20 protein-coding genes are annotated in these 24,937 nt (G+C 59.9%); 3 read left to right on the top strand and 17 right to left on the bottom strand.

All coding sequences use genetic code 11. The features are described 5' to 3' along the window. Positions 1 to 9: 9 nt before the first annotated feature. From nuoH to M5G18_RS05890, 16 genes are all read right to left on the bottom strand, one after another. Positions 10 to 1,017, bottom strand: a complete 1,008-nt coding sequence (nuoH, locus tag M5G18_RS05965) for an NADH-quinone oxidoreductase subunit NuoH (RefSeq protein WP_007951460.1) — start codon at positions 1,015 to 1,017, stop codon at positions 10 to 12. Beyond that, the gene (gene nuoG / locus M5G18_RS05960) at positions 1,014 to 3,728 is read right to left on the bottom strand and encodes an NADH-quinone oxidoreductase subunit NuoG (protein ID WP_273899070.1); all 2,715 of its coding nucleotides are present in this window, start codon (positions 3,726 to 3,728) and stop codon (positions 1,014 to 1,016) included. Before nuoG ends, nuoH begins: the two co-directional genes overlap by 4 nt. 137 nt (positions 3,729 to 3,865) lie before the next feature. Beyond that, the gene (gene nuoF / locus M5G18_RS05955; protein WP_007951458.1) at positions 3,866 to 5,221 is read right to left on the bottom strand and encodes an NADH-quinone oxidoreductase subunit NuoF; all 1,356 of its coding nucleotides are present in this window, start codon (positions 5,219 to 5,221) and stop codon (positions 3,866 to 3,868) included. Further along, positions 5,218 to 5,715: an NADH-quinone oxidoreductase subunit NuoE gene (gene nuoE, locus M5G18_RS05950; protein ID WP_003223804.1), complete on the bottom strand. Its 498-nt coding sequence runs from the start codon at positions 5,713 to 5,715 to the stop codon at positions 5,218 to 5,220. The genes nuoF and nuoE overlap by 4 nt, the downstream gene beginning before the upstream one ends. A gap of 2 nt (positions 5,716 to 5,717) precedes the next feature. Next, positions 5,718 to 7,502, bottom strand: coding sequence for an NADH-quinone oxidoreductase subunit C/D (nuoC, locus tag M5G18_RS05945; protein WP_179694430.1), 1,785 nt, complete (start codon positions 7,500 to 7,502; stop codon positions 5,718 to 5,720). A 69-nt stretch (positions 7,503 to 7,571) separates the two neighbouring features. Then, entirely contained in the window at positions 7,572 to 8,246 is a 675-nt protein-coding gene (locus tag M5G18_RS05940) for a NuoB/complex I 20 kDa subunit family protein (protein WP_007951456.1), read from the bottom strand. Positions 8,247 to 8,256: 10 nt separating this feature from the next. Then, the gene (locus M5G18_RS05935) at positions 8,257 to 8,670 is read right to left on the bottom strand and encodes an NADH-quinone oxidoreductase subunit A (RefSeq protein ID WP_003223812.1); all 414 of its coding nucleotides are present in this window, start codon (positions 8,668 to 8,670) and stop codon (positions 8,257 to 8,259) included. Between the two features lie 546 nt (positions 8,671 to 9,216). After that, positions 9,217 to 10,542: an isocitrate lyase gene (gene aceA, locus M5G18_RS05930; RefSeq protein WP_127798722.1), complete on the bottom strand. Its 1,326-nt coding sequence runs from the start codon at positions 10,540 to 10,542 to the stop codon at positions 9,217 to 9,219. Positions 10,543 to 11,018: 476 nt separating this feature from the next. Continuing rightward, positions 11,019 to 11,771 (bottom strand): secretin N-terminal domain-containing protein, encoded by a 753-nt coding sequence (locus tag M5G18_RS05925; RefSeq protein ID WP_273899071.1) that lies wholly within the window; start codon positions 11,769 to 11,771, stop codon positions 11,019 to 11,021. 132 nt (positions 11,772 to 11,903) lie between these two features. Further along, positions 11,904 to 12,329: a GNAT family N-acetyltransferase gene (locus tag M5G18_RS05920; RefSeq protein WP_007951452.1), complete on the bottom strand. Its 426-nt coding sequence runs from the start codon at positions 12,327 to 12,329 to the stop codon at positions 11,904 to 11,906. Beyond that, positions 12,322 to 13,497, bottom strand: a complete 1,176-nt coding sequence (locus M5G18_RS05915) for a ribosomal protein uL16 3-hydroxylase (RefSeq protein ID WP_007951451.1) — start codon at positions 13,495 to 13,497, stop codon at positions 12,322 to 12,324. Before M5G18_RS05915 ends, M5G18_RS05920 begins: the two co-directional genes overlap by 8 nt. 86 nt (positions 13,498 to 13,583) lie before the next feature. Then, positions 13,584 to 14,954, bottom strand: a complete 1,371-nt coding sequence (gene purB, locus M5G18_RS05910) for an adenylosuccinate lyase (RefSeq protein ID WP_039767413.1) — start codon at positions 14,952 to 14,954, stop codon at positions 13,584 to 13,586. 127 nt (positions 14,955 to 15,081) lie between these two features. Then, positions 15,082 to 15,705, bottom strand: coding sequence for a high frequency lysogenization protein HflD (gene hflD / locus M5G18_RS05905; RefSeq protein ID WP_273899072.1), 624 nt, complete (start codon positions 15,703 to 15,705; stop codon positions 15,082 to 15,084). Continuing rightward, on the bottom strand, positions 15,702 to 16,826 hold the full coding sequence (mnmA, locus tag M5G18_RS05900; protein WP_074688946.1) for a tRNA 2-thiouridine(34) synthase MnmA: 1,125 nt from the start codon (positions 16,824 to 16,826) through the stop codon (positions 15,702 to 15,704). Before mnmA ends, hflD begins: the two co-directional genes overlap by 4 nt. A gap of 59 nt (positions 16,827 to 16,885) precedes the next feature. Then, entirely contained in the window at positions 16,886 to 17,332 is a 447-nt protein-coding gene (locus M5G18_RS05895; protein WP_273899075.1) for an NUDIX hydrolase, read from the bottom strand. Positions 17,333 to 17,410: 78 nt separating this feature from the next. After that, entirely contained in the window at positions 17,411 to 19,636 is a 2,226-nt protein-coding gene (locus M5G18_RS05890) for an NADP-dependent isocitrate dehydrogenase (RefSeq protein WP_273899076.1), read from the bottom strand. 481 nt (positions 19,637 to 20,117) lie between these two features. Here M5G18_RS05890 and icd point away from each other — a divergent pair, with 481 nt between their 5' ends. Beyond that, positions 20,118 to 21,374, top strand: coding sequence for an NADP-dependent isocitrate dehydrogenase (gene icd / locus M5G18_RS05885; protein ID WP_007951441.1), 1,257 nt, complete (start codon positions 20,118 to 20,120; stop codon positions 21,372 to 21,374). A 79-nt stretch (positions 21,375 to 21,453) separates the two neighbouring features. Here the strand turns inward: icd and M5G18_RS05880 are convergent, their stop codons facing one another. Beyond that, on the bottom strand, positions 21,454 to 21,735 hold the full coding sequence (locus tag M5G18_RS05880; RefSeq protein WP_179694433.1) for a cold shock domain-containing protein: 282 nt from the start codon (positions 21,733 to 21,735) through the stop codon (positions 21,454 to 21,456). A gap of 224 nt (positions 21,736 to 21,959) precedes the next feature. Here M5G18_RS05880 and clpS point away from each other — a divergent pair, with 224 nt between their 5' ends. Continuing rightward, complete coding sequence (gene clpS / locus M5G18_RS05875) at positions 21,960 to 22,343, top strand: ATP-dependent Clp protease adapter ClpS (protein ID WP_011334948.1); 384 nt, start codon at positions 21,960 to 21,962, stop codon at positions 22,341 to 22,343. Between the two features lie 30 nt (positions 22,344 to 22,373). Then, positions 22,374 to 24,644 carry an ATP-dependent Clp protease ATP-binding subunit ClpA gene (gene clpA, locus M5G18_RS05870; protein WP_007951436.1) on the top strand — a complete coding sequence of 757 codons (2,271 nt, stop codon included), beginning with the start codon at positions 22,374 to 22,376 and terminating at the stop codon, positions 24,642 to 24,644. The last annotated feature ends 293 nt before the right edge of the window (positions 24,645 to 24,937 follow it).

Genomic DNA, 24,937 nt, shown 5'->3' with positions numbered 1-24,937 from the left:
GTCAAATCCTCACTGAACCGCAACCGCAGGCGTGTTCCACAACACGATTGCAGCGGTCACCAGCAAATTGATCAGGGTCAGTGGCAGGCAGAATTTCCAGCTGAAATCCATCACCTGGTCATAACGCGGACGCGGGATGGAAGCGCGCAGCAGGATGAACAGCATGATGAAGAACGCGGTCTTCAGTGCGAACCAGACGAAGGACAGTTGCGGCAGGATGCCGAACGGACCGTGCCAGCCACCGAAGAACAGGGTGACCAGCAGCGCCGAGATCAGGATGATGCCGATGTATTCACCGACGAAGAACATGCCCCATTTCATACCGGCGTATTCAATGTGGTAACCGTCGGCCAGTTCCTGTTCCGCTTCCGGCTGGTCGAACGGGTGACGGTGAGTCACGGCCACGCCAGCGATGAAGAACGTACAGAAGCCGAAGAACTGCGGAATGATGAACCACAGGTTCTGCGCCTGGTACTCGACGATGTCGCGCATGTTGAACGAGCCGACCTGCACCACGATGCCCATCAGGGCCAGGCCCATGAACACTTCGTAGGACACGGTCTGCGCCGAGGCACGCAAGCTGCCCAGCAGGGCGAACTTGTTGTTACTCGACCAGCCGGCGAACAGCACCGCGTAGACCGAAAGACCGGCCATGGCGAAGAAGAACAGCAGGCCGATGTTCAGATCCGCCACGCCCCAGGTCGGGGTGATCGGGATGATCGCGAAGGCGATCAGCAGGGCGGACATGGCCACCACCGGTGCCAGGGTGAAGATCACCTTGTCGGCAAACGGCGGGGTCCAGTCTTCCTTGAAGAACATCTTCAGCATGTCGGCCGCGATCTGGAACATGCCGAACGGGCCAACGCGGTTCGGACCGTAACGGTCCTGCCACCAGCCCAGCAGGCGACGCTCGACAAAGCTGAGCAACGCGCCTGCGACCACCACGGCCAGCAGGATCACGATGGCCTTGATGACCGTCAGGATCACATCGATCACTTCAGGGGTGAACCAGGTCATTGCGCTGCCTCCTGCAGACCATCAACGGTTTGGCCGAAAATCGCCGGCGGAATGCCTGCCAGACCGGCCGGCAGTGCAACCAGGCCAGCGCCCAGCTCTTCATTGATGCGCAGCGGCAGACGCAGGGTCTGGCCGGCAACATTGAGGCTCAGCAGTGCGCCGTCGTTGACGCCCAGGCGATCCGCTTCGGACTTGGCCAGTGCAACGTAGGCGGCCGGGATGCGTTCCTGGACCGGAGCGGCTTTCGACGAGTTCTCGTCGCTGCCGAACAGGTGATAGAACGGCACGGCTTGCCAGGTGCCCTGGGCCGGGTTGAACGCGCGCGGAACACTGGCGAACCAGTTCAGCGAATCACCGGTGCTTTCGATCAGGCGGGTGCCCGGATCGCCAGCGCGCAGGTGACCACCGACTTCGTCCTGGAACTTGTTCCAGGCTTGCGGCGAGTTCCAGCCCGGCGACCAGGCGAACGGCACTTGCTGACGCGGTTCGGCGGAGCCGGAGTAACCTTCCATCGAGAAGGCGAACGCGGTGTCCTTGTCTTGCGGGGTACGTGGTTCGTGAACGCTGATGTCGGCGCGCATCGCGGTGCGACCGGAATAACGCAGCGGCTCACGGGCCAGTTTCAGACCCTTGATGCGGAACGAGGCGGACGGTGCGGCATCGACGATACGGGCCAGTTGCGTGGTGCTCGAAGCAACGGCAGCGGTCACGTGGTCGAGTTGCGTCCAGTCGATCGGCTGGTTCAGCAGGGTGGCGCGCAGGGCGTGCAGCCAGCGCCAGCCTTCGTGGACCAGAATGCTCGCGTCCATGTATTGCGGGTCGAAAACCTGGAAGAAGCGCTGGGCGCGACCTTCCTGGCTGACCAGCGTACCGTCGCCTTCAGCGAAGCTGGCGGCTGGCAGAACCAGATGCGCACGGTCGCTGGTGGCGGTTTTCTGATGGTCGGCAACGATCACTACTTTCGCAGCGTTCAGTGCCGCATCGACCTTGGCCCTGGCGGTGCGGGTGTACAGATCGTTTTCCAGCACGACGATAGCGTCGGCCTTGCCATCGATGACCGCTTGCAGCGCGGCATCAACCGATTCGCCACCGAGCATTGCCAGACCGAGGCTGTTGGCTTCCGGCACGATCAGGCTGATCGAACCGTTCTTCTCGCGCAGCTTCAGGGCCTTGGCGATGTTCGCAGCAGCTTCGATCAAGGCTTTGGAGCCCAGCGAAGTACCAGCGATGATCAGCGGACGCTTGGCCGCGAGCAGTGCGTCGGCGATGCGCTTGGCCAGTTCCAGGGCTTCGGCGTCCAGACCTTCAACGGCCGGTGCGCTGGCGTCCAGGGCGTGAGCCACGGCGAAACCGATGCGCGCCAGATCGTCTGGAGCGGCGTGTACGCACTCTTCGGCGATGTCGTCGAGCTTGGTTTCAGCCAGGCTGGCGATGAACAGCGGGTTCAGCTCGTGCTGACCGATGTTTTTCACCGCAGCGTCGAGCCAAGGCTGAACGCGCATGGCTTCGGCCATGTCTTCGGCCTTGCCTTTTACCGACTGACGCAGGGCCAGGGCCATACGGGCGGCGGTCTGGGTCAGGTCTTCACCGAGGACGAACACGGCGTCGTGGTCTTCGATGTCGCGCATGTTCGGCACTGGCAGCGGGCTGTCTTTCAGCACTTGCAGGACCAGACGGATGCGCTCCAGCTCGGAGGCCTCGATACCGGAGTAGAAGTGCTCGGCGCCCACCAGTTCACGCAACGCGTAGTTGCTTTCGAGGCTGGCACGCGGCGAACCGATACCGACGATGTTGCGACCGCGCAGCAGGTCGGCGGCTTTATCCAGCGCGTCGTCCAGGCTCAGCTTGGTGCCGTCGGCCAGCAGTGGCTGACGTGGACGGTCAGTGCGGTTGACGTAGCCATAACCGAAACGGCCACGGTCGCACAGGAAGTACTGGTTCACCGAACCGTTGTAACGGTTTTCGATGCGACGCAGTTCGCCGTAACGTTCGCCCGGGGAGATGTTGCAACCGCTCGAGCAACCATGGCAGATGCTCGGCGAGAACTGCATGTCCCACTTGCGGTTGTAGCGCTCGGAGTGAGTTTTGTCGGTGAACACACCGGTCGGGCAGACCTCGGTGAGGTTGCCGGAGAACTCGCTTTCGAGGGTGCCGTCTTCAACGCGACCGAAGTACACGTTGTCGTGGGCACCGAATACACCGAGGTCGGTGCCGCCGGCGTAGTCCTTGTAGAAACGCACGCAGCGGTAGCAAGCGATGCAGCGGTTCATTTCGTGGGAAATGAACGGGCCCAGTTGCTGGTTCTGGTGGGTGCGCTTGGTGAAGCGATAACGGCGCTCGTTGTGGCCGGTCATCACGGTCATGTCTTGCAGGTGGCAGTGACCGCCTTCCTCGCACACAGGGCAGTCGTGCGGGTGGTTGGTCATCAGCCATTCAACGACACTGGCGCGGAACGCCTTGGATTCTTCATCGTCGATGGAGATCCAGGTGTTGTCGGTGGCAGGGGTCATGCAGGACATGACGATGCGACCACGGGTGTCGTTCTCGTCGGTGTACTGCTTGACCGCGCACTGGCGGCAGGCCCCGACGCTACCTAGCGCGGGGTGCCAGCAGAAATAAGGGATGTCGAGGCCCAGCGACAGACATGCCTGTAACAGGTTGTCTGCCCCGTCGACTTCGAGCGCTTTGCCGTCTACGTGGATAGTGGCCATGGTTCAAAGGTCTTCGTTGGCCCGGTGTCAGCGGGCGTGGCTAATGGAATCTTGTTATCCGTCCGAATCCAGTCAGCCCCGAAAGGCGTCATCGGACGAAAGGCGAAGGGCACGGACCCTTCGCCTTTTTTAAGCGTTTACGCGCCGACTACGATCGGCTTCGCCAGAGGCGGGACGGCGGCGCTTGCAGGCGCGATACCGGCTTCGAACTCTGGGCGGAAGTATTTGATGGCACTGCCCAACGGCTCCACGGCACCCGGTGCGTGAGCACAGAAGGTCTTGCCCGGGCCGAGGAAGTTGACCAGACCCAGCAGGGTCTCGATGTCGCCTGGCTGGCCGCGGCCTTGTTCGATGGCCATCAGCAGCTTGACGCTCCATGGCAAACCATCACGGCAAGGGGTGCAGAAACCGCAGGATTCGCGGGCGAAGAACTGCTCCATGTTGCGCAGCAGGGACACCATGTTGACGCTGTCGTCCACCGCCATGGCCAGGCCGGTACCCATACGGGTGCCCACTTTGGCGATGCCGCCGGCGTACATTTGTGCGTCGAGGTGTTCAGGCAACAGGAAACCGGTACCAGCGCCGCCTGGCTGCCAGGCTTTAAGCTTGAAGCCGTCGCGCATGCCGCCGGCGTAGTCTTCGAACAGCTCGCGACCGGTCACGCCGAATGGCAGTTCCCACAGGCCAGGGTTCTTGACCTTGCCGGAGAAGCCCATGAGCTTGGTGCCCATGTCTTCGCTGCCGTCGCGGGCCAACGATTTGTACCAGTCCACGCCGTCGGCGATGATCGCCGGCACGTTGCACAGGGTTTCAACGTTGTTCACGCAGGTCGGCTTGCCCCACACGCCAACGGCGGCAGGGAAGGGCGGCTTGGAGCGCGGGTTGGCGCGGCGGCCTTCGAGGGAGTTGATCAGTGCGGTTTCTTCACCGCAGATGTAACGCCCGGCGCCGGTGTGGACGAACAGCTCGAAATCGAAGCCGCTGCCCAGGATGTTCTTGCCCAGCAGGCCCGCTGCCTTGGCTTCTTCCACGGCACGGTTCAGGTGCTTGGCGGCGGTGGTGTACTCGCCACGCAGGAAGATGTAGCCACGGTAGGTTTTCAGCGCGCGGGCACTGATCAGCATGCCTTCGATCAGCAGATGGGGCAGTTGCTCCATCAGCATGCGGTCTTTCCAGGTGTTCGGCTCCATCTCATCCGCGTTGCACAGCAGGTAGCGGATGTTGATGGATTCGTCCTTTGGCATCAGGCCCCACTTCACGCCAGTGGGGAAGCCTGCACCGCCGCGACCTTTGAGGCCGGCGTCTTTCACGGTCTGGACGATGGCGTCCTGATCCATGTCGGCGAAGGCTTTGCGCGCAGCGGCGTAACCGTTCTTGGCCTGGTACTCGTCGAGCCATACGGCTTCGCCGTCGTCACGCAGGCGCCAGGTCAGCGGGTGAGTCTCGGCCGAACGCTGGATGCGGTTGGCAGGACCGAAAGAGGTCAGGGTCATACGTAGCCCTCGAGCAGTTTGGCGACGCCGGCAGGCTGGACATCGCCAAAGGTGTCGTCATCGATCATCAGCGCCGGTGCCTTGTCGCAGTTGCCGAGGCAGCAGACCGGCAGCAGGGTGAAACGACCGTCGGCAGTGGTCTGACCCAGGCCGATACCCAGGTTGTTCTGAATTTCGCTGACTACCGACTCGTGGCCGCCGATGTAGCAGACCATGCTGTCGCAGACGCGAATGATGTGACGGCCGACCGGCTGACGGAAGATCTGGCTGTAGAACGTGGCCACGCCTTCAACGTCGCTGGCCGGGATGCCGAGGATCTCGCCGATGGCGTACAGAGCGCCGTCCGGCACCCAGCCGCGTTCCTTCTGAACGATCTTCAGGGCTTCGATCGACGCCGCGCGCGGGTCTTCGTAGTGATGCAGCTCGTGCTCGATGGCCGAGCGCTCGGTTTCACTCAGGGTGAAACGGTCTGTCTGGATAAGCGTGCTGTTCATGCTTAGCGGTCCACGTCGGCCATAACGAAATCGATACTACCCAGGTACGCAATCAGGTCCGCGACCATGCTGCCTTTGATCACCGAAGGGATCTGTTGCAGGTGCGGGAAGCTCGGAGTGCGGATCCGGGTACGGTAGCTCATGGTGCCGCCGTCGCTCGTCAGGTAATAACTGTTGATGCCCTTGGTCGCTTCGATCATCTGGAAGGATTCGTTGGCCGGCATGACCGGGCCCCACGAAACCTGCAGGAAGTGCGTGATCAAGGTTTCGATGTGCTGCAGCGTGCGCTCTTTCGGCGGCGGCGTGGTCAGCGGGTGATCCGCCTTGTACGGGCCTTCCGGCATGTTGCGCAGGCACTGGTCGATGATCTTGACGCTCTGGCGCATCTCTTCGACGCGAACCATGCAGCGGTCGTAGGCATCGCCGTTGGCGGCCAGCGGCACTTCGAACTCGAAGTTCTCGTAGCCGGAGTACGGACGCGCTTTACGCAGGTCGAAGTCGCAACCGGTGGAACGCAGGCCGGCACCGGTGACGCCCCATTCCAGGGCTTCTTTGGTGTTGTACTGGGCAACGCCGATGGTACGACCCTTGAGGATGCTGTTCTGCAGGGCGGCCTTGGTGTATTCGTCGAGGCGCTTTGGCAGCCATTCAACGAAGTCTTTCACCAGTTTTTCCCAGCCGCGCGGCAGGTCGTGGGCGACGCCACCGATGCGGTACCAGGCCGGGTGCAGACGGAAACCGGTGATGGCTTCGATCACCGTGTACGCCTTCTGACGGTCGGTGAATGTGAAGAACACCGGAGTCATGGCGCCGACGTCCTGGATGTAAGTACCCAGGAACAGCAGGTGGCTGGTGATCCGGAAGAACTCGGCCATCATGATGCGGATGACGTCGACCTTCTCTGGCACCTTGATGCCGGCCAGCTTCTCGACCGAGAGCACGTACGGCAGGTTGTTCATCACGCCGCCGAGGTAGTCGATACGGTCGGTGTACGGAATGAAGCTGTGCCAGGACTGACGCTCCGCCATCTTCTCGGCGCCACGGTGGTGGTAACCGATGTCCGGAACGCAGTCGACGATCTCTTCACCGTCCAGTTGCAGGATGATGCGGAACGCACCGTGAGCCGAAGGGTGGTTCGGACCCAGGTTGAGGAACATGTAGTCCTCATTCGCCCCGGAACGCTTCATGCCCCAGTCTTCAGGACGGAAGCGCGCGGCTTCTTCCTCAAGCTGTTGCTTGGCCAGGTTCAGGCTGAACGGATCGAATTCGGTGGCGCGCGCCGGGAAGTCCTTGCGCAGCGGGTGACCTTCCCAGGTCGGCGGCATCATGATGCGCGACAGGTGCGGGTGACCTTTGAAGTCGATGCCGTACATGTCCCAGACTTCACGCTCGTACCAGTTGGCGTTGGGCCAGATGCTGGTGACGGTCGGCAAGCTGAGGTCGCTCTCGGACAAGGCGACCTTGATCATCACGTCACTATTACGTTCCAGCGACATGAGGTGATAGAACACGGTGAAATCGGCACCGCTCGGCAGCCCTTGACGCTTGGTGCGCAGACGCTCGTCCACGCCGTGCAGGTCATAGAGCATGACGTACGGCTTGGGCAGGTTGCGCAGGAAGGTCAGGACTTCGACGAGTCTGGCGCGAGCCACCCACAGCACCGGCATGCCGGTGCGGGTCGGCTGAGCGGTGAACGCTTCGGCGCCAAAACGGTTGTTCAGTTCGACGACCACATCCTGGTCGTCTGCCTTATAAGGCGGGATGTACAGAGCACTGCCTGTAGTCATGGTTATTTTTTCGCTTTCGGTCAACGTAAAGAATGAAGCCAGCTTCTCGTTTCTTTGAAACAGACTGGATCAGACTTCGTCAGGGCTGCGCAGGTTGGTGACTGCGATTCGCTGTTCGCGGCGCTGTTCCTTCTGCGAAGGCATGTCGGCGCGATAAACGCCTTGATCGCCAACGACCCAGGAAAGTGGGCGACGCTCCTGGCCAATGGATTCCTGCAACAGCATCAAGCCTTGCAGAAATGCTTCTGGACGGGGCGGGCAGCCAGGTACGTAGACGTCAACGGGCAGGAACTTGTCCACCCCCTGAACCACGGAGTAGATGTCGTACATGCCGCCGGAGTTGGCGCACGAACCCATCGAGATCACCCACTTGGGCTCGAGCATCTGCTCGTACAGGCGCTGAATGATCGGCGCCATCTTGATGAAGCAGGTCCCGGCGATAACCATGAAGTCGGCCTGACGCGGTGATGCCCGGATAACTTCGGCGCCGAAGCGCGCGATGTCGTGGGGCGCCGTGAAGGCGGTGGTCATTTCCACGTAGCAGCACGAAAGACCGAAGTTGTACGGCCACAGGGAGTTCTTACGTCCCCAGTTGACCGCGCCACTCAGCACGTCTTCCAGCTTGCCCATGAAAATGTTTTTGTGGACTTGATCTTCTAACGGATCGGAAACGGTTTCCCGCTGGCCGATCGGATACTGCTCGTTAGGAGCATCGGGGTCGATTCTGGTGAGATTGTATTGCATTGCCAAAGCCTCATTGTTTCAGCTTCGCCTGCCGCTTGCGACGAGCTTCCGGAGCCCAGTCAAGGGCGCCCACTCGGAACAGGTAGACAAGACCTGCCAACAGAATTGCTATGAAAACGAGAGCTTCGACGAATCCGGTCCAGCCGCTTTCGCGGACGGACACAGACCATGCAAAGAGAAAGAGGGCTTCGATATCGAAGATCACGAACAGCATCGCGACCAGATAGAATTTGGCTGAGAGCCGCAAGCGGGCGCCACCGGTAGGTAGCATGCCGGACTCGAACGGTTCGTTTTTGCTGCGGCCCCAGGCTTTTGACCCGAGGAGGCTGGAGACGCCGAGCATGAAGGCACACAGGCCGACTACACCCAGAAGGAAAATGGCAAAGCCCCAGTTGTGGGCCATGAGTCCTGTCGCTTCGGGCATGCTGGAAATCCTTAACAGAGAGCAAAGGTCTCTGAGCTTGATAAAGAAATAAGGCAGTGACGATATGTCGCAGCAATCAATCGCGCTGATTTTATGGCTAAACACCCGGCAAGTAAAATTCCTATAGCGAAATTATTTATTGGAATAAGGACATAGCGCACCTCGAAGGGCCCGCAGCCCATGCGTTGCGGGCATTAGCCGGGATTTCACGAATTATGTTTTGTAGGAAATGTAACGAACATAGTTGCCGCTAAATGATAATTAATATCGTTTGGAGTGGTTTCGTAACTGTTTATCGGGTCAGTAGTTGGGAAGTTGTCTTATATGCGCGTTACTGCAAGTAGCGGCGGCGCCCGTTTTAGCCGATTTTCGCGATGCGGATACCGCTCTGGATCAATGTTTTGCCTGACAGGCTGTGCCATTTTCTGAGGCGCCCGGAAAAGCGCAGGCAAAAAAACGCCCCGAACCAGTCGGGGCGTCAGTTTTTCGGCAGTGCGGTTAGCTTTCTATACGGTCCGCAAAGGCCGTTCGCTCAGGCGAAGTCGATCAGTGGAACTGTTCTTCTTCGGTCGAACCGGTCAGCGCGGTCACCGAGGACGTGCCGCCCTGGATCACGGTGGTCATGTCGTCGAAGTAGCCAGTGCCCACTTCCTGCTGGTGAGCCACGAAGGTGTAGCCCTTGGCGGCGTCAGCGAATTCCTGCTCTTGCAGTTTCACGTAGGCAGTCATGTCGTTGCGGGCGTAGTCGTGCGCCAGGTTGAACATGCTGTGCCACATGTTGTGAATGCCGGCCAGGGTGATGAACTGGTGTTTGTAACCCATGGCGGACAGTTCGCGCTGGAACTTGGCGATGGTCGCGTCGTCCAGGTTTTTCTTCCAGTTGAAGGAAGGCGAGCAGTTGTACGACAGGATCTGGTCCGGGTATTCCTTCTTGATCGCTTCGGCGAAACGACGGGCCTCGTCCAGGTCTGGTTTAGCGGTTTCGCACCAGATCAGGTCGGCGTACGGCGCGTAGGCCAGGCCACGGGCGATTGCCTGGTCCAGACCTGCACGAACCTTGTAGAAACCTTCCTGAGTGCGATCGCCGGTTACGAACGGCTTGTCATACGGGTCGCAGTCGGAAGTCAGCAGGTCGGCAGCGTTGGCGTCGGTACGGGCCAGAATGATGGTCGGTACACCGGCAACGTCGGCAGCCAGACGAGCAGCGGTCAGCTTCTGTACGGCTTCCTGGGTTGGAACCAGAACCTTGCCGCCCATGTGGCCGCATTTCTTCACGGAAGCCAGCTGGTCTTCGAAGTGAACGCCGGCGGCGCCTGCTTCGATCATGCTCTTCATCAGCTCGTAGGCGTTCAGTACGCCGCCGAAACCGGCTTCGGCGTCAGCCACGATTGGCGCGAAGTAGTCGATGTAGCCATCGTCGCCCGGGTTCTTGCCGGCTTTCCACTGGATCTGGTCGGCACGACGGAACGAGTTGTTGATGCGCTTGACCACGGTTGGAACCGAGTCCACCGGGTACAGCGACTGGTCCGGGTACATCGATTCGGCGGAGTTGTTGTCCGCAGCGACTTGCCAGCCCGACAGGTAGATCGCCTGGATACCGGCTTTGACCTGCTGCACAGCCTGGCCGCCGGTCAGGGCGCCCATGCAGTTGACGAAATCTTTCTCTGGGCGGAAGGACGGCTTGGCACCCTGGGTGACCAGGTTCCACAGTTTTTCGGCGCCCATTTTTGCAAAGGTGTGCTCTGGTTGAACCGAGCCACGCAGACGGACGACGTCAGCAGCGGAGTAATTGCGAGTCACGCCTTTCCAGCGCGGGTTTTCAGCCCAGTCTTTTTCAAGGGCTGCAATTTGCTGTTCGCGTGTCAGTGCCATGGAGATAAACCTCGTCGCGTCTTTATGAAAAGTTGTTCTGCGGTGGAAAATTCCTTGCGCTCGCTGACCAGAAGCTTAGGTGGTCAGGTCGGGTTCGGCGGGGCAGGCGACGGGATGAACGATGGGCTCGAGGGGAAGTGAGCAGGTAAAGGCGAACTGGCGGGCGCATTCGGGCGTCGTGGGCCTTTATACGAACTACAGTGTAAAGCCGGGTTACCTAATTACGCTTCCGTCCCTCGGGACAACTTCGTTCCAGTCGGCAACCTCGTCAAACACACCTTGTGGGCGGTACAGACACGAAACGGCTCGCGGGGATGGTTGCGAGCATCGCTTCGAAGGCCCTTGCCAGGGCCTCTGATTAGCGGGAGCGAGGCCATCATGCCTTCGCTTTTTTGGCTCGTCAAACGTTTTGTAGTGCTTTTTTTCAAGCACTACATCTTTCGTCTAATACGACTAATCAGTCAGTTTTTGGTGCTTTAGTCCAGCGTGTCGACTTTCACCCGCAACGTCATGTCATCCCGGCCTTGAGTCGAGTAGCTGCGGGCCAGGCCCTGTTTGTCGGCCTGGGTCTGGCGATTCACGCCGGCGAGGGTGATCCACTCGCCCAGTCGCCCGGTGACAGTTGTGTCGGTGCTTTGCACGTTCACTACATCGGGACGTTCCTGGCTCATGCGGTCACGGTTGGTACTGATGGCCAGGTGAACGGTTTCGCCGGTGACGCTGGCGGTGACGTAAAACCCTTGGGTGACGTTGCGATATTGAGTCTGGCTGCTGTAATCGCCGTAGGAGTTGGTCTGGCTGCTGGTGATCGGAACGCTTTGGCCGACCTGGATCAGCGCCGGTGCGCCTTCGCTGGCCTGGATCTGCTGAATCCCGCCGTCGCGGCTGGCGGTGCTGCGACTGATAATGCGGGTTTGCGCGCCGTTGACCGAATAGCCTTCATCGCCGCGACCGTTGTTTTCGTTGGTGTCGACCGTGATCAGCAGGCGCTTGGGCGCGATGTCGAGCTGCGAGAGCAGGTCCTTGAGTTCTTCGATCTTGCCGGGCTCGGCCTTGACGATCAGTTGATTGCCATAGGCGCTGACCTGGCCGTCCTTGCCGATGAAGTCTTGAGCCACCGGCAGCATATCGGCGCTGGTGTGGTACTTGAGGGGCACGATTTCTGTGGCTGCCATCACCGAAAAACTGCAGCCGAGCAGCAGGGTGGTGAGCAGGGTGCGTAGGGACATGTCCGTTATCTCCGCTTTCGAAAGGCTTGATATTGCCAGTTTGTCGGCCCGGGGTGGGGCAAGTTGAATCGTAGACAGCAAAACGCCCCGGCATCATGAGATGGCGGGGCGTTTTGAGGTGCACATCAAGCGTTATGCCGAATGACGAACCATGTCCACATGCGGAATCCCTGCTTCCAGAAATTCCTCGCTGACCAGGTTGAAACCTAGGCGCTCATAGAACGCCGTGGCCTGTACCTGGGCGCTGAGCATCTGCTGCTTCAGGCCGCGTGCTTCCGCTTCGGCAATCACCGCTTGCATCAGCGCATCGCCGACTTTCAGGCCGCGCCAGTCCTTCAGCACCGAAACCCGGCCGACATGCCCGTCGGGCAAGAGGCGGGCGGTACCGATCGGAAAGTCGCCTTCGAAAGCCAGGAAATGCACCGCCGTGGCGTCATCGGCGTCCCACTCAAGCTCGGGTGGAACCGATTGTTCGGCAATGAACACCGTTTCGCGAATGCGGCGGATCTCGGCGTTGTCCTTTTGCCAGTCTGCAACACGTACGCGAATCTTATTCATCGTCGGCGAACCCCAGGCTTCCCTGTTTGACCAGTTCGCACAGCAGGCCGCGACCGTCTTCGTCGCTCAGCCAGTCACCGAGGTTGTCGGTGTGCAGGGCGTCGGCGGAGCAGATCAGCTTCAGCAGTTCGCGCAGCTTGCCCGGCAGGTAACGGCTCTGGCCGCTGGCGAACAGCAGCAGATCGTCATCGACGTCCGACCACGCCAGGCGCGCGCTCGGGTTGCGGATCAGGATGGCGCCGTCTTCGAGCGCGCCGAGGAGGTCTTCTTCCTCGACTTCTTCCGGGCCGACCACCAGTTCCGGGTAACGCGGCTCAGTCATGTACTGGCCGAACCAGGTCAGCAGCAGGCGTTCGTCGCTCATGTGCTCGGCGAGCAGCGCTTTCAGGCGGCCGAGGGCGTCGTGCTGGATCTGATGTGGATCATCGCTGACCGGTTTGGCGTCGGCGTCGGTGTAGCGCTCTTCGTCAGTCAGGAACTGGCTGAGGAAGTCGGTGAAGTGGGTCAGCACTTCAGCGGCGCTTGGTGCGCGGAAGCCGACCGAGTAGGTCATGCAGTCATCGACGGCAACGCCGCAGTGAGCCAGGCGTGGCGGCAGGTAAAGCATGTCGCCCGGTTCCAGAACCCACTCTTCGGTCTCGTGGAATTCGGCGAGGATGCGCAGGTCCGCGTGTTGCAGCAGCGGGCTTTCGGAGTCGCACATCTGGCCGATTTTCCAGTTGCGCTTGCCGTGGCCTTGCAGCAGGAACACGTCGTAGTTGTCGAAGTGCGGGCCGACGCTGCCACCTGGGGCGGCGAAGCTGATCATCACGTCGTCGACGCGCCAGCTCGGCAGAAAGCGGAAGTTTTCCAGCAGCTCGCTGACTTCCGGCACGAACTGATCGACCGCCTGCACCAGCAGGGTCCACTCGCGTTCCGGCAGCTTGCTGAATTCGTCTTCGGCGAACGGGCCGCGACGCAGTTCCCATGGGCGCTCGCCGTGCTCGATCACCAGGCGCGATTCAACTTCTTCTTCCAGGGCCAGGCCGGCGAGTTCGTCGGCGTCGATCGGGCTTTCGAAATCAGGAATCGCCTGACGGATCAGCAGTGGTTTTTTCTGCCAGTAATCGCGCATGAATTCGCGCGCCGTAAGACCACCCAGAAGTTGAAGAGGAATATCGGGATTCATATGTAACCTATTGAAAAAAAGCATTTTTCAGACGGGAATAAAAACGCCCGGCGCGGCCGGGCGTCTCAAACGGGTCAAGCAGTCGATCAGATGCGTTTGGCTTGCGCTACAGCGTTGCCGATGTAGTTGGCCGGGGTCAGTTGCTTGAGCTCGGCTTTCGCAGCGGCCGGCATGTCCAGGCCATCGATGAAAGTCTGCAGCGCTTCAGGGCTGATGCCCTTGCCGCGAGTCAGTTCTTTCAGCTTCTCGTACGGGTTTTCGATGTTGTAGCGGCGCATCACGGTCTGGATCGGCTCGGCCAGGACTTCCCAGCAAGCGTCCAGATCGGCAGCGATCTTGTCAGCGTTCAGCTCGAGCTTGCTGATGCCTTTGAGGCTCGCTTCGTACGCGATCACGCTGTGGGCGAAGCCGACACCGAGGTTACGCAGAACGGTGGAGTCGGTCAGGTCGCGCTGCCAGCGGGAGATTGGCAGTTTGCTCGCCAGGTGCTGGAACAGCGCGTTGGCGATGCCCAGGTTGCCTTCGGAGTTTTCGAAGTCGATCGGGTTGACCTTGTGCGGCATGGTCGACGAACCGATTTCGCCGGCGATGGTGCGCTGCTTGAAGTAACCCAGGGAGATGTAGCCCCAGATGTCACGGTCGAAGTCGATCAGGATGGTGTTGAAGCGCGCAATGGCGTCGAACAGCTCGGCGATGTAGTCGTGCGGCTCGATCTGCGTGGTGTACGGGTTGAAGCCCAGGCCCAGCTCGTCTTCGATGAAGGCGCGGGCGTTGGCTTCCCAGTCGATCTGCGGGTAGGCCGACAGGTGAGCGTTGTAGTTGCCGACAGCGCCGTTGATCTTGCCCAGCAGCGGAACGGCAGCGACCTGAGCGATCTGACGCTCGAGACGGTAAACCACGTTCGCCAGCTCTTTACCCAGAGTGGTCGGCGAAGCCGGCTGACCGTGGGTGCGCGACAGCATCGGCACGTCGGCGAAGCGGATGGCCAGTTCGCGGATGGCGTTGGCAGTCTGGCGCATCAGCGGCAGCATCACGTCGTCACGGCCTTCGCGCAGCATCAGGGCGTGGGACAGGTTGTTGATGTCCTCGCTGGTGCAGGCGAAGTGGATGAATTCGCTGACCTTGGCCAGCTCCGGCAGCTTGGCCGCTTGCTCTTTGAGCAGGTATTCGATCGCTTTTACGTCGTGGTTGGTGGTGCGCTCGATCTCTTTCACGCGCTCGGCGTGCTCCAGCGAGAAGTTTTCGGCCAGTTCGTTCAGAACGGCGTTGGCTTCGGCGGAGAAGGCTGGCACTTCCGGGATGCCGGCGTGAGCGGCCAGTCGCTGGAGCCAGCGCACTTCAACCAGAACGCGGGCACGGATCAGACCGTACTCGCTGAAAATTGGGCGCAGGGCCTGGGTTTTGCCGGCGTAGCGGCCGTCAACAGGGGAAACCGCAGTGAGCGAAGAGAGCTGCATGGGGTGTTCTCGGACAGTCGGGCAACGAAATGGGGCGCGTATCATACATGAAAAAATCCGCCGGTCCGTCGCCAACTGACCGGCGTATTACGCGTTACAGACTACAAAGCTTTTATTGCGCGACGATTTACTCGCTGCGCATCAACGGATACAGCTCTTTGAGCAATCTGCGTCGGCTCACGACCAACTGCCAGCGATGACCGCCGAGCTGGCGCCACAGGCGTGCCGAACGAATGCCGGCGAGCAGCAGGGCGCGGATCTTCGAGGCATTGCTCGGCTGCTGCAGATTGCGCATGTCGCCATGCACCTGAATGCGTTGGCGCAGCGTGCTCAGGGTGTCCTGATACAGCGCGCCGCAAGCCGCAATCACGTTTTCGTGAGCCGGGCCGAAATGCTCGACCTGCGACTGGATCTGCGGCAAGCGTTTGCCGATCACGTCGAGCATGTCGTTGCGTTTGGCCAGTTGCCGCTCAAGGCCAAGCATCGACAATGCGTAGCGCAACGGCTCGCGCTGCAAGGTGCTCGGGTCGCGCTCGAGGGCGCCGATCAGCGCGCGGTAGCCCTCGCGCAGGTTGATATCGTCGCCGCCGTACACATCCAGGGTGTCTTTCGGGTCGCGAACCAGCAGGCTGCCGAGCATGCAGCTCAGGCCGGCCTCGTTGGTCTGGCCGGTCTTGGCGATCCGGTCGACCAGCACGGCGGCGAGAAACACGCCGCCCAGAGCGGTCAATTGCTCCTGAGTCGGGCTCATGCCTGGCCGCTCCACGGCTCGGCGACTTCGATCACGCCGCCGCCGAGGCAGATTTCACCGTCATAGAACACCACCGACTGGCCCGGCGTGACCGCGCGTTGCGGCTCGTCGAACACGGCGCGATAGCCGGTCTCGGTTTTTTCCAGGGTGCAGGCCTGGTCGCTCTGGCGATAACGAACCTTGGCAGTCAGGCGCAGCGGCTGGCTCAGATCGATCGGGTTGACCCAATAGATTTCCGAAGCGAGCAGGGCGCTGGAGAACAGCCACGGATGGTTATTGCCCTGGCCGACGATCAGCTCGTTGGTGTCCAGATCCTTGCGCAGCACGTACCACGGCTCATCGCCGGCGTCTTTCAGACCGCCGATGCCCAGGCCCTGACGCTGGCCGATGGTGTGGTACATCAAGCCGTGGTGACGGCCGATGACTTCACCTTCGGTGGTCTTGATCTCGCCCGGTTGGGCTGGCAGGTATTGCTTGAGGAAATCGCTGAAACGACGCTCGCCGATGAAGCAGATCCCGGTGGAATCCTTCTTCTTGGCGGTGGCCAGCTCGTATTTCTCGGCAATTGCGCGGACTTCCGGCTTTTCCAGTTCGCCGACCGGGAACAGGGTCTTGGCGATCTGTTCGCCGCCGACGGCGTGCAGGAAGTAGCTCTGATCCTTGTTCGGATCCAGGCCCTTGAGCAGCTCGGTGCGGCCATCGATGTCGCGGCGACGCACATAGTGACCGGTTGCGATCAGGTCGGCGCCGAGCATCATGGCGTAGTCGAGGAACGCCTTGAACTTGATCTCGCGGTTGCACAGGATGTCCGGGTTCGGCGTGCGGCCGGCCTTGTATTCGGCCAGGAAGTGCTCGAACACGTTATCCCAGTACTCGGCGGCGAAGTTGGCGGTGTGCAGCTTGATACCGATCTTGTCGCACACGGCCTGAGCATCCGCCAGGTCGTCCATGGCGGTGCAGTATTCCGTTCCGTCGTCTTCTTCCCAGTTCTTCATGAACAGGCCTTCCACTTCATAGCCCTGCTCGATCAGCAGGAGAGCGGAAACGGAAGAGTCCACGCCGCCGGACATGCCGACAATGACGCGCTTCTTGGATGTGTCAGAAGGGGCTGGATCACGCATAGGGATTCAATGAGTGTCTTGAAAAAGGACGCGATTCTATCAGGCTCACGGCCTCAAGGCTAAAGGGAAGGGCGGATCAGTTCGAGGCCGAAGCGATTGCCGGCCAGATAATCATCGATGCAACGGATGATCAGCTCGCTGCGCCAGTGCTCGCGCTGCTCGATTAATTCCTCGCGGGTCAGCCACTTGGCGCCGACGATGCCGTCGTCCAGTTGGTAATCCGGGTGATGTTTCACGGCTTTGGCGCTGAAGCACACGCGCTGGTAAGTCACGCCGTTGCTCGGGGCGGTGTACAGATAAATGCCGACCACGGCAGTGGGCTCGACGTCCCAGCCGGTTTCTTCGAGGGTTTCGCGCACGGCGGCTTCGATCAGGGTTTCGTCGGGTTCCAGATGACCGGCGGGCTGATTGAGCACGTTACGCCCGGCCTTGTGTTCCTCGACCATCAGGAAACGACCGTTGTCCTCGACGATGGTGGCGACGGTGATGTGGGGGAGCCATTGCATTGATTGAATCTCCTGGGCGAAAGGCAGAAACACAAACCCCGGCGCATGGCCGGGGTTTGTGATGTTCCCTTTACAACCTTATACCAGCGCAGCGATGGCCGCGTTGAGGGTTGCGCTTGGGCGCATGGCCTTGCTGATCAGCTCGGCATTGGCGTGGTAGTAACCGCCGATGTCCACTGGCTTGCCTTGAACGGCGTTGAGCTCGGCGACGATGGTCGCTTCGTTCTCGGTCAGGGTCTTGGCCAGAGTTGCGAACTGCGCTTGCAGTGCAGCGTCTTCAGTCTGGGCGGCCAGGGCTTGTGCCCAGTACATCGCCAGGTAGAAGTGGCTGCCGCGGTTGTCGATGTTGCCGACTTTGCGCGATGGCGACTTGTTGTTGTCGAGGAACTGGCCGGTGGCCTGATCCAGGGTCTTGGACAGAACCAGCGCTTTCGGGTTGTTGTAGTTCACACCCAGGTGCTCGAGAGAAGCGGCCAGGGCCAGGAATTCACCCAGCGAATCCCAGCGCAGGAAGTTCTCTTCGACCAGTTGCTGCACGTGCTTCGGAGCCGAACCGCCGGCGCCGGTTTCGAACAGGCCACCGCCGTTCATCAGCGGCACGATCGACAGCATCTTGGCGCTGGTGCCCAGTTCCATGATCGGGAACAGGTCGGTCAGGTAGTCGCGCAATACGTTGCCGGTCACCGAAATGGTGTCCTTGCCTTCGCGGGTGCGCTGCAGGGTGTACTTCATTGCGTCGACCGGCGCCATGATCTGGATGTCCAGACCGGCGGTGTCGTGATCCTTCAGGTAAGCCTGAACCTTCTCGATCACCACGCCGTCGTGGGCGCGCATCGGGTCCAGCCAGAAAATGGCTGGAGTTGCGCTTGCACGAGCACGGTTGACAGCCAGTTTGACCCAGTCCTGGATCGGCGCGTCTTTGGTCTGGCACATGCGGAAGATGTCGCCGGCTTCAACAGCCTGTTCCATCAGCAGGATGCCTTTGCTGTCGGTCACGCGAACCACGCCGTCGGCCTTGATCTGGAAGGTCTTGTCGTGGGAGCCGTATTCTTCAGCCTTTTTAGCCATCAGGCCAACGTTTGGCACGCTGCCCATGGTGGTCGGATCGAAAGCGCCATTGGCTTTGCAATCTTCGATCACGGCCTGGTAGATGGTGGCGTAGCAGCGGTCCGGGATCACAGCCTTGGTGTCGTGCAACTGGCCGTCGGTGCCCCACATCTTGCCGGAGTCACGGATCATGGCCGGCATCGAGGCGTCGACGATGACGTCGCTCGGCACGTGCAGGTTGGTGATGCCTTTGTCGGAGTTGACCATCGCCAGCGACGGACGAACGGCGTAGACCGCCTGCACGTCAGCTTCGATCTGGGCTTGCTGTTCGGCCGGCAGGGCTTTGATGCGGGCGTACAGGTCGCCGATGCCGTTGTTCAGGTTGAAGCCGATCTCGGCCAGCACGTCGGCGTGCTTGGTCAGGGCGTCTTTATAGAACTCGGCAACGATCTGGCCGAACATGATCGGGTCGGAGACCTTCATCATGGTGGCTTTCAGGTGAACCGACAGCAGCACGCCTTGTTGCTTGGCGCTGTCGATTTCAGCGGCGATGAACGCGCGCAGGGCCTTTTTGCTCATCACGGAGCAGTCGAGAATCTCGCCCGCCTGAACAGTGGTTTTTTCTTTCAGGACGGTAGCGGTGCCGTCTTTGGCGATCAGCTCGATCTTCACGGCGTCAGCGGCGTCGATCAGGGCAGCTTTTTCGCTGCCGTAGAAATCGCCGGTGCTCATGTGAGCGACGTGGGACTTGGAGTCCTTGGCCCAGGCGCCCATTTTGTGCGGGTGCTTGCGAGCGTAGTTCTTGACCGACAGCGGAGCGCGACGGTCGGAGTTGCCTTCACGCAGAACCGGGTTCACGGCGCTGCCCTTGACCTTGTCGTAGCGCGCCTTGGCATCTTTGTCGGCGTCGCTGGTCACGGTTTCCGGGTAGTCCGGCAGGTTGTAGCCCTGGGCTTGCAGTTCTTTGATCGCGGCTTGCAGTTGCGGAACCGAGGCGCTGATGTTCGGCAGCTTGATGATGTTGGCTTCAGGCGTAACGGCCAGGTCGCCCAGTTCGGCGAGGTGGTCGGCTACGGCTTTGTCGCCCAGTTGCTCGGGGAAGCTGGCCAGAATACGTGCTGCAAGAGAGATATCGCGGGTTTCCACGGCGATATCGGCCGAGGCGGTGTAAGCCTCGATGATCGGCAGCAGGGAATAGGTGGCGAGGGCTGGAGCTTCGTCGGTGAAGGTATAGATGATCTTCGAGCGGGTGGGCATATTCGGATTAACTCTCTCTTCTTTGCTAAAGCGTGCGCAGAAACTCGAGGGGCGCCGGGTAAGCGCGTTCGTTCAAAGTCATCCATGAACCGAATGTCGAGAATCTTCGCGGTGATGTTGGGTGCATCAGTAGAGCGTCAAGCAGTCGGACTGCGGTAACAACCCGACCAATCAGGCGGAAAGTCTCGTGCTAGAGAGGCCAGCCGTCGTGACCCTTTGGTCAGCGGGCGGCATTATACATAGGTAGCTGGCAATCTGCCGATGGTTCATATGCAACGATTCTCGTCCATTGGTCTAAAGGTCGCAGGGCGGGGTGGGGCGTAGAGTCGCCGTGAATGCTTGAGATTGGCGCTTTTCCCTTTGCTTTCAGGCTTGTACGAAACGAGATGTGGTCGCGCCCGGAACAGAGGGTTTGCGTGTTGATTCAACTGGGTTACGCTCGAACCAAGCCAGATGTTCAATCCAAACAATGGAGTTCAGCATGGGTTACAAGAAGATTCAGGTTCCAGCCGTCGGCGACAAAATCACCGTCAATGCAGACCATTCTCTCAATGTCCCTGATAACCCGATCATTCCCTTCATCGAAGGTGACGGCATTGGCGTCGACGTCAGCCCTGTGATGATCAAAGTGGTTGATGCTGCCGTAGAAAAAGCCTACGGGGGCAAGCGCAAGATTTCCTGGATGGAGGTTTATGCTGGCGAAAAAGCAACTCAGGTTTATGACCAGGACACCTGGCTGCCCCAGGAAACCCTGGACGCGGTCAAGGATTACGTGGTTTCCATCAAAGGCCCGCTGACCACCCCGGTCGGTGGCGGCATCCGTTCCCTCAACGTTGCCCTGCGTCAACAGCTCGATCTCTATGTCTGCCTGCGCCCTGTGGTGTGGTTCGAAGGCGTGCCGAGCCCGGTGAAAAAGCCTGGCGACGTCGACATGGTGATCTTCCGCGAGAACTCCGAAGACATCTATGCCGGTATCGAATGGAAGGCCGGCTCCCCTGAGGCCACCAAGGTCATCAAATTCCTGAAAGAAGAAATGGGCGTCACCAAGATCCGTTTCGACCAGGACTGCGGCATCGGCATCAAGCCGGTTTCGAAAGAAGGCACCAAGCGTCTGGTGCGCAAGGCCCTGCAATACGTGGTGGACAACGACCGCAAGTCGCTGACCATCGTGCACAAGGGCAACATCATGAAATTCACCGAAGGTGCCTTCAAGGACTGGGGCTACGAGGTGGCGAAGGAAGAGTTCGGCGCCGAGCTGCTCGATGGCGGCCCGTGGATGAAATTCAAGAACCCGAAAACCGGCCGCGAAGTCGTCGTCAAGGACGCCATCGCCGACGCCATGCTCCAGCAGATCCTGCTGCGTCCGGCCGAATACGATGTGATCGCCACCCTCAACCTCAACGGTGACTACCTGTCCGACGCCCTGGCGGCGGAAGTGGGCGGTATCGGTATCGCGCCGGGTGCCAACCTGTCCGACACCGTGGCCATGTTCGAGGCGACCCACGGTACTGCGCCGAAATATGCCGGCAAGGACCAGGTCAACCCGGGTTCGGTGATCCTGTCGGCGGAAATGATGCTGCGCCACCTGGGCTGGACCGAGGCGGCCGACCTGATCATCAAGGGCACCAATGGCGCCATCAAGGCCAAGACCGTGACCTACGACTTCGAACGTCTGATGGAGGGCGCTACGCTGGTGTCTTCTTCGGGCTTCGGTGAAGCGTTGATCAAGCACATGTAAGAACGGCAGCTGCAATAAAACCGCCCGGCTCGAGTGATCGAGCCGGGCGGTTTGTTTTCTGGCAGGTGTTCGGGTTGCTTCAGCTGGTCACCGACTGGTGCTGAGCGGCTGCCGAGGCGGCATCTTTTGCGGCTTCGACATTCTGAATTTTTGTGGCATGCAGGCCTTTGGGCCCTTGCACGATCTCGAATTTGACGATTTGCCCGGCTTTGAGGGTTTTGTATCCGTCCATTTCAATGGCGGAATAGTGGGCAAAGAAATCGATCTCCTTGCCGTCCTCGTCCTTCCCCTCGCGGGAGTCGGTGTTTATGAAACCGAACCCCTTGGCATTGTTGAACCATTTCACCTTGCCGACAGCCATGCTCAAATCCCTCTGCAACAGTCTCCATCGCTGGAGTATCATCCAATTCATCCGCAGTCGAATCCGTTAAAAAGATTGACTCCGCGGATCTTTTTTCCCCACTGTGGGTTCTATTGGTTGTAACACCGTTTTCCCGATAGTCAAGGTGACCGGGCAGTCGGAGTTGAAAACGTGTCAAGCCGCCCCCACCACTGTATTTGCACAACTGACGAACCTTTCTTTCCATGCATGCAATCAGCCAGATTCGACTAACATTCAATCAGGATCGCCCGCTTCTCCAAAAGGATCTTCCACAGGAGCACGACGACGATTCGGCAGGCGTTGCTGTTCAGGAAGCAAAGCCTGCGTTACAGGCGCCGCCGATGTACAAGGTGGTTTTGTTCAATGATGACTACACACCGATGGATTTCGTCGTCGAAGTGCTCGAGGTGTTTTTTAACCTGAATCGCGAGCTGGCGACCAAGGTCATGCTGGCCGTCCATACAGAAGGGCGGGCAGTATGTGGAGTGTTTACCCGCGACATCGCCGAGACAAAGGCCATGCAGGTCAACCAGTACGCCAGGGAAAGCCAGCATCCGCTACTCTGTGAAATCGAGAAGGACGGTTAATCGCCGACCACTTGGGTATGAGGTGAAGCTATGTTAAACCGCGAGCTCGAAGTCACCCTCAATCTTGCCTTCAAGGAGGCACGTTCGAAACGTCATGAATTCATGACCGTCGAACACCTGCTGCTGGCCCTATTGGACAATGAGGCTGCCGCCACCGTATTGCGTGCCTGCGGCGCAAACCTCGACAAACTCAAGCACGACCTGCAGGAGTTCATCGACTCCACCACGCCGCTGATCCCTGTCCATGACGAGGATCGCGAAACCCAGCCAACCCTGGGCTTCCAGCGTGTGCTGCAACGTGCTGTCTTTCATGTGCAGAGCTCGGGCAAACGCGAAGTGACCGGCGCCAACGTGCTGGTTGCAATCTTCAGTGAGCAAGAGAGTCAGGCGGTGTTCCTGCTGAAACAGCAGAGCGTTGCACGCATTGATGTCGTCAACTATATCGCCCACGGCATTTCCAAAGTGCCGGGGCATGGCGATCACTCTGAAGGTGAACAAGATATGCAGGACGACGAGGGCGGTGAGTCTTCTTCTTCAGGCAATCCGCTGGACGCTTATGCCAGCAACCTCAACGAACTCGCACGCCAGGGCCGGATCGATCCGCTGGTCGGGCGTGAAACGGAAGTCGAGCGTGTCGCGCAGATTCTCGCGCGCCGTCGCAAAAACAACCCGCTGCTGGTAGGCGAGGCGGGCGTGGGTAAAACCGCGATTGCCGAAGGCCTGGCCAAGCGTATTGTCGACAACCAGGTGCCGGACCTGCTGGCCAACAGCGTCGTTTACTCCCTCGATCTGGGCGCTCTGCTTGCGGGCACCAAGTATCGTGGTGATTTCGAGAAGCGCTTCAAGGCGCTGCTCAACGAACTGAAAAAACGTCCGCAGGCGATCCTGTTCATCGACGAGATCCACACCATCATCGGTGCGGGTGCTGCGTCTGGTGGCGTGATGGATGCTTCGAACCTGCTCAAACCGCTGCTGTCGTCTGGCGACATTCGCTGCATCGGCTCGACCACGTTCCAGGAATTCCGTGGCATCTTCGAAAAAGACCGTGCCCTGGCGCGCCGCTTCCAGAAGGTCGATGTCGTCGAGCCGTCGGTGGAAGACACCATCGGTATCCTGCGTGGCCTGAAAGGGCGCTTCGAACAGCACCACAACATCGAATACAGCGATGAGTCGCTGCGCGCCGCTGCGGAACTGGCTTCGCGCTACATCAATGACCGGCACATGCCGGACAAGGCCATCGATGTGATCGACGAGGCGGGCGCCTACCAGCGTCTGCAACCGGTCGAGAAACGTGTGAAACGCATCGAAGTGCCTGAGGTCGAGGACATCGTTGCGAAAATCGCGCGGATTCCGCCGAAGCACGTCACCAGCTCCGACAAGGAACTGCTGCGCAACCTCGAGCGTGACCTGAAGCTGACGGTGTTCGGTCAGGATGCGGCGATCGACTCGCTGTCGACTGCGATCAAACTGTCCCGTGCCGGTCTCAAGTCGCCTGACAAGCCTGTCGGTTCGTTCCTGTTCGCAGGGCCAACTGGTGTCGGTAAAACCGAAGCCGCGCGTCAATTGGCCAAGGCGTTGGGGATCGAACTGGTGCGCTTCGACATGTCCGAGTACATGGAGCGCCACACCGTATCGCGTCTGATCGGTGCGCCTCCGGGTTATGTCGGTTTCGACCAGGGCGGTCTGCTGACCGAAGCGATCACCAAGCAACCGCATTGCGTATTGCTGCTCGATGAAATCGAGAAGGCGCATCCGGAAGTCTTCAACCTGCTGCTGCAGGTGATGGACCACGGCACGCTGACCGACAACAACGGGCGCAAGGCGGACTTCCGCAACGTGATCGTGATCATGACCACCAACGCCGGTGCTGAAACGGCGGCGCGTGCTTCGATCGGTTTCACCCATCAGGACCACTCGTCCGATGCGATGGAAGTGATCAAGAAGAGCTTCACGCCGGAATTCCGCAACCGTCTGGATACCATCATTCAGTTTGGTCGCCTCAGTCATGAGGTCATCAAAAGCGTGGTGGACAAGTTCCTCACCGAACTTCAGGCGCAGCTGGAAGACAAGCGTGTGCTGCTGGAAGTTACCGATGCGGCGCGCAGCTGGCTGGCGGCCGGTGGTTACGATTCGGCCATGGGCGCTCGTCCGATGGCGCGTCTGATCCAGGACAAGATCAAGCGTCCGCTGGCGGAGGAGATTCTGTTTGGCGAGCTGGCCGAGCATGGCGGTGTGGTTCACATCGACATCAAGGATGGTGAGTTGACGTTTGACTTCGAGACCACTGCAGAAATGGCTTGATGGCTGGTAAGTGAAAAGGCGCCTTCGGGCGCCTTTTCATTGTCTGTTTGTTTGGTGTGAATATCCGTTGTTGCGGTAACGGCTTCTTAGGGTTCCGCCCTTACGGCGGGTCACTTTTGGCAAACGCCCCAAAAGTAACCAAAAGGTCTGTGCCCTGACGTACGGCCCTCGCTGTGGCTCGGGTTCCTTCGCTCCGGGATTGATCCGGGGGCATCGCCTACGGTTTGCTTCGCTGCACCTCCTCTCGATGCATGCGGCTGCGCCGCACGGTCGCTGCGCTCCCACCCCCGGAT

The sequence above is a fragment of the Pseudomonas aphyarum genome, from assembly GCF_028657055.1.
GTDB classification, from domain to species: Bacteria; Pseudomonadota; Gammaproteobacteria; order Pseudomonadales; family Pseudomonadaceae; genus Aquipseudomonas; species Aquipseudomonas aphyarum.
This window is presented reverse-complemented; position numbering and strand designations above follow the sequence as displayed.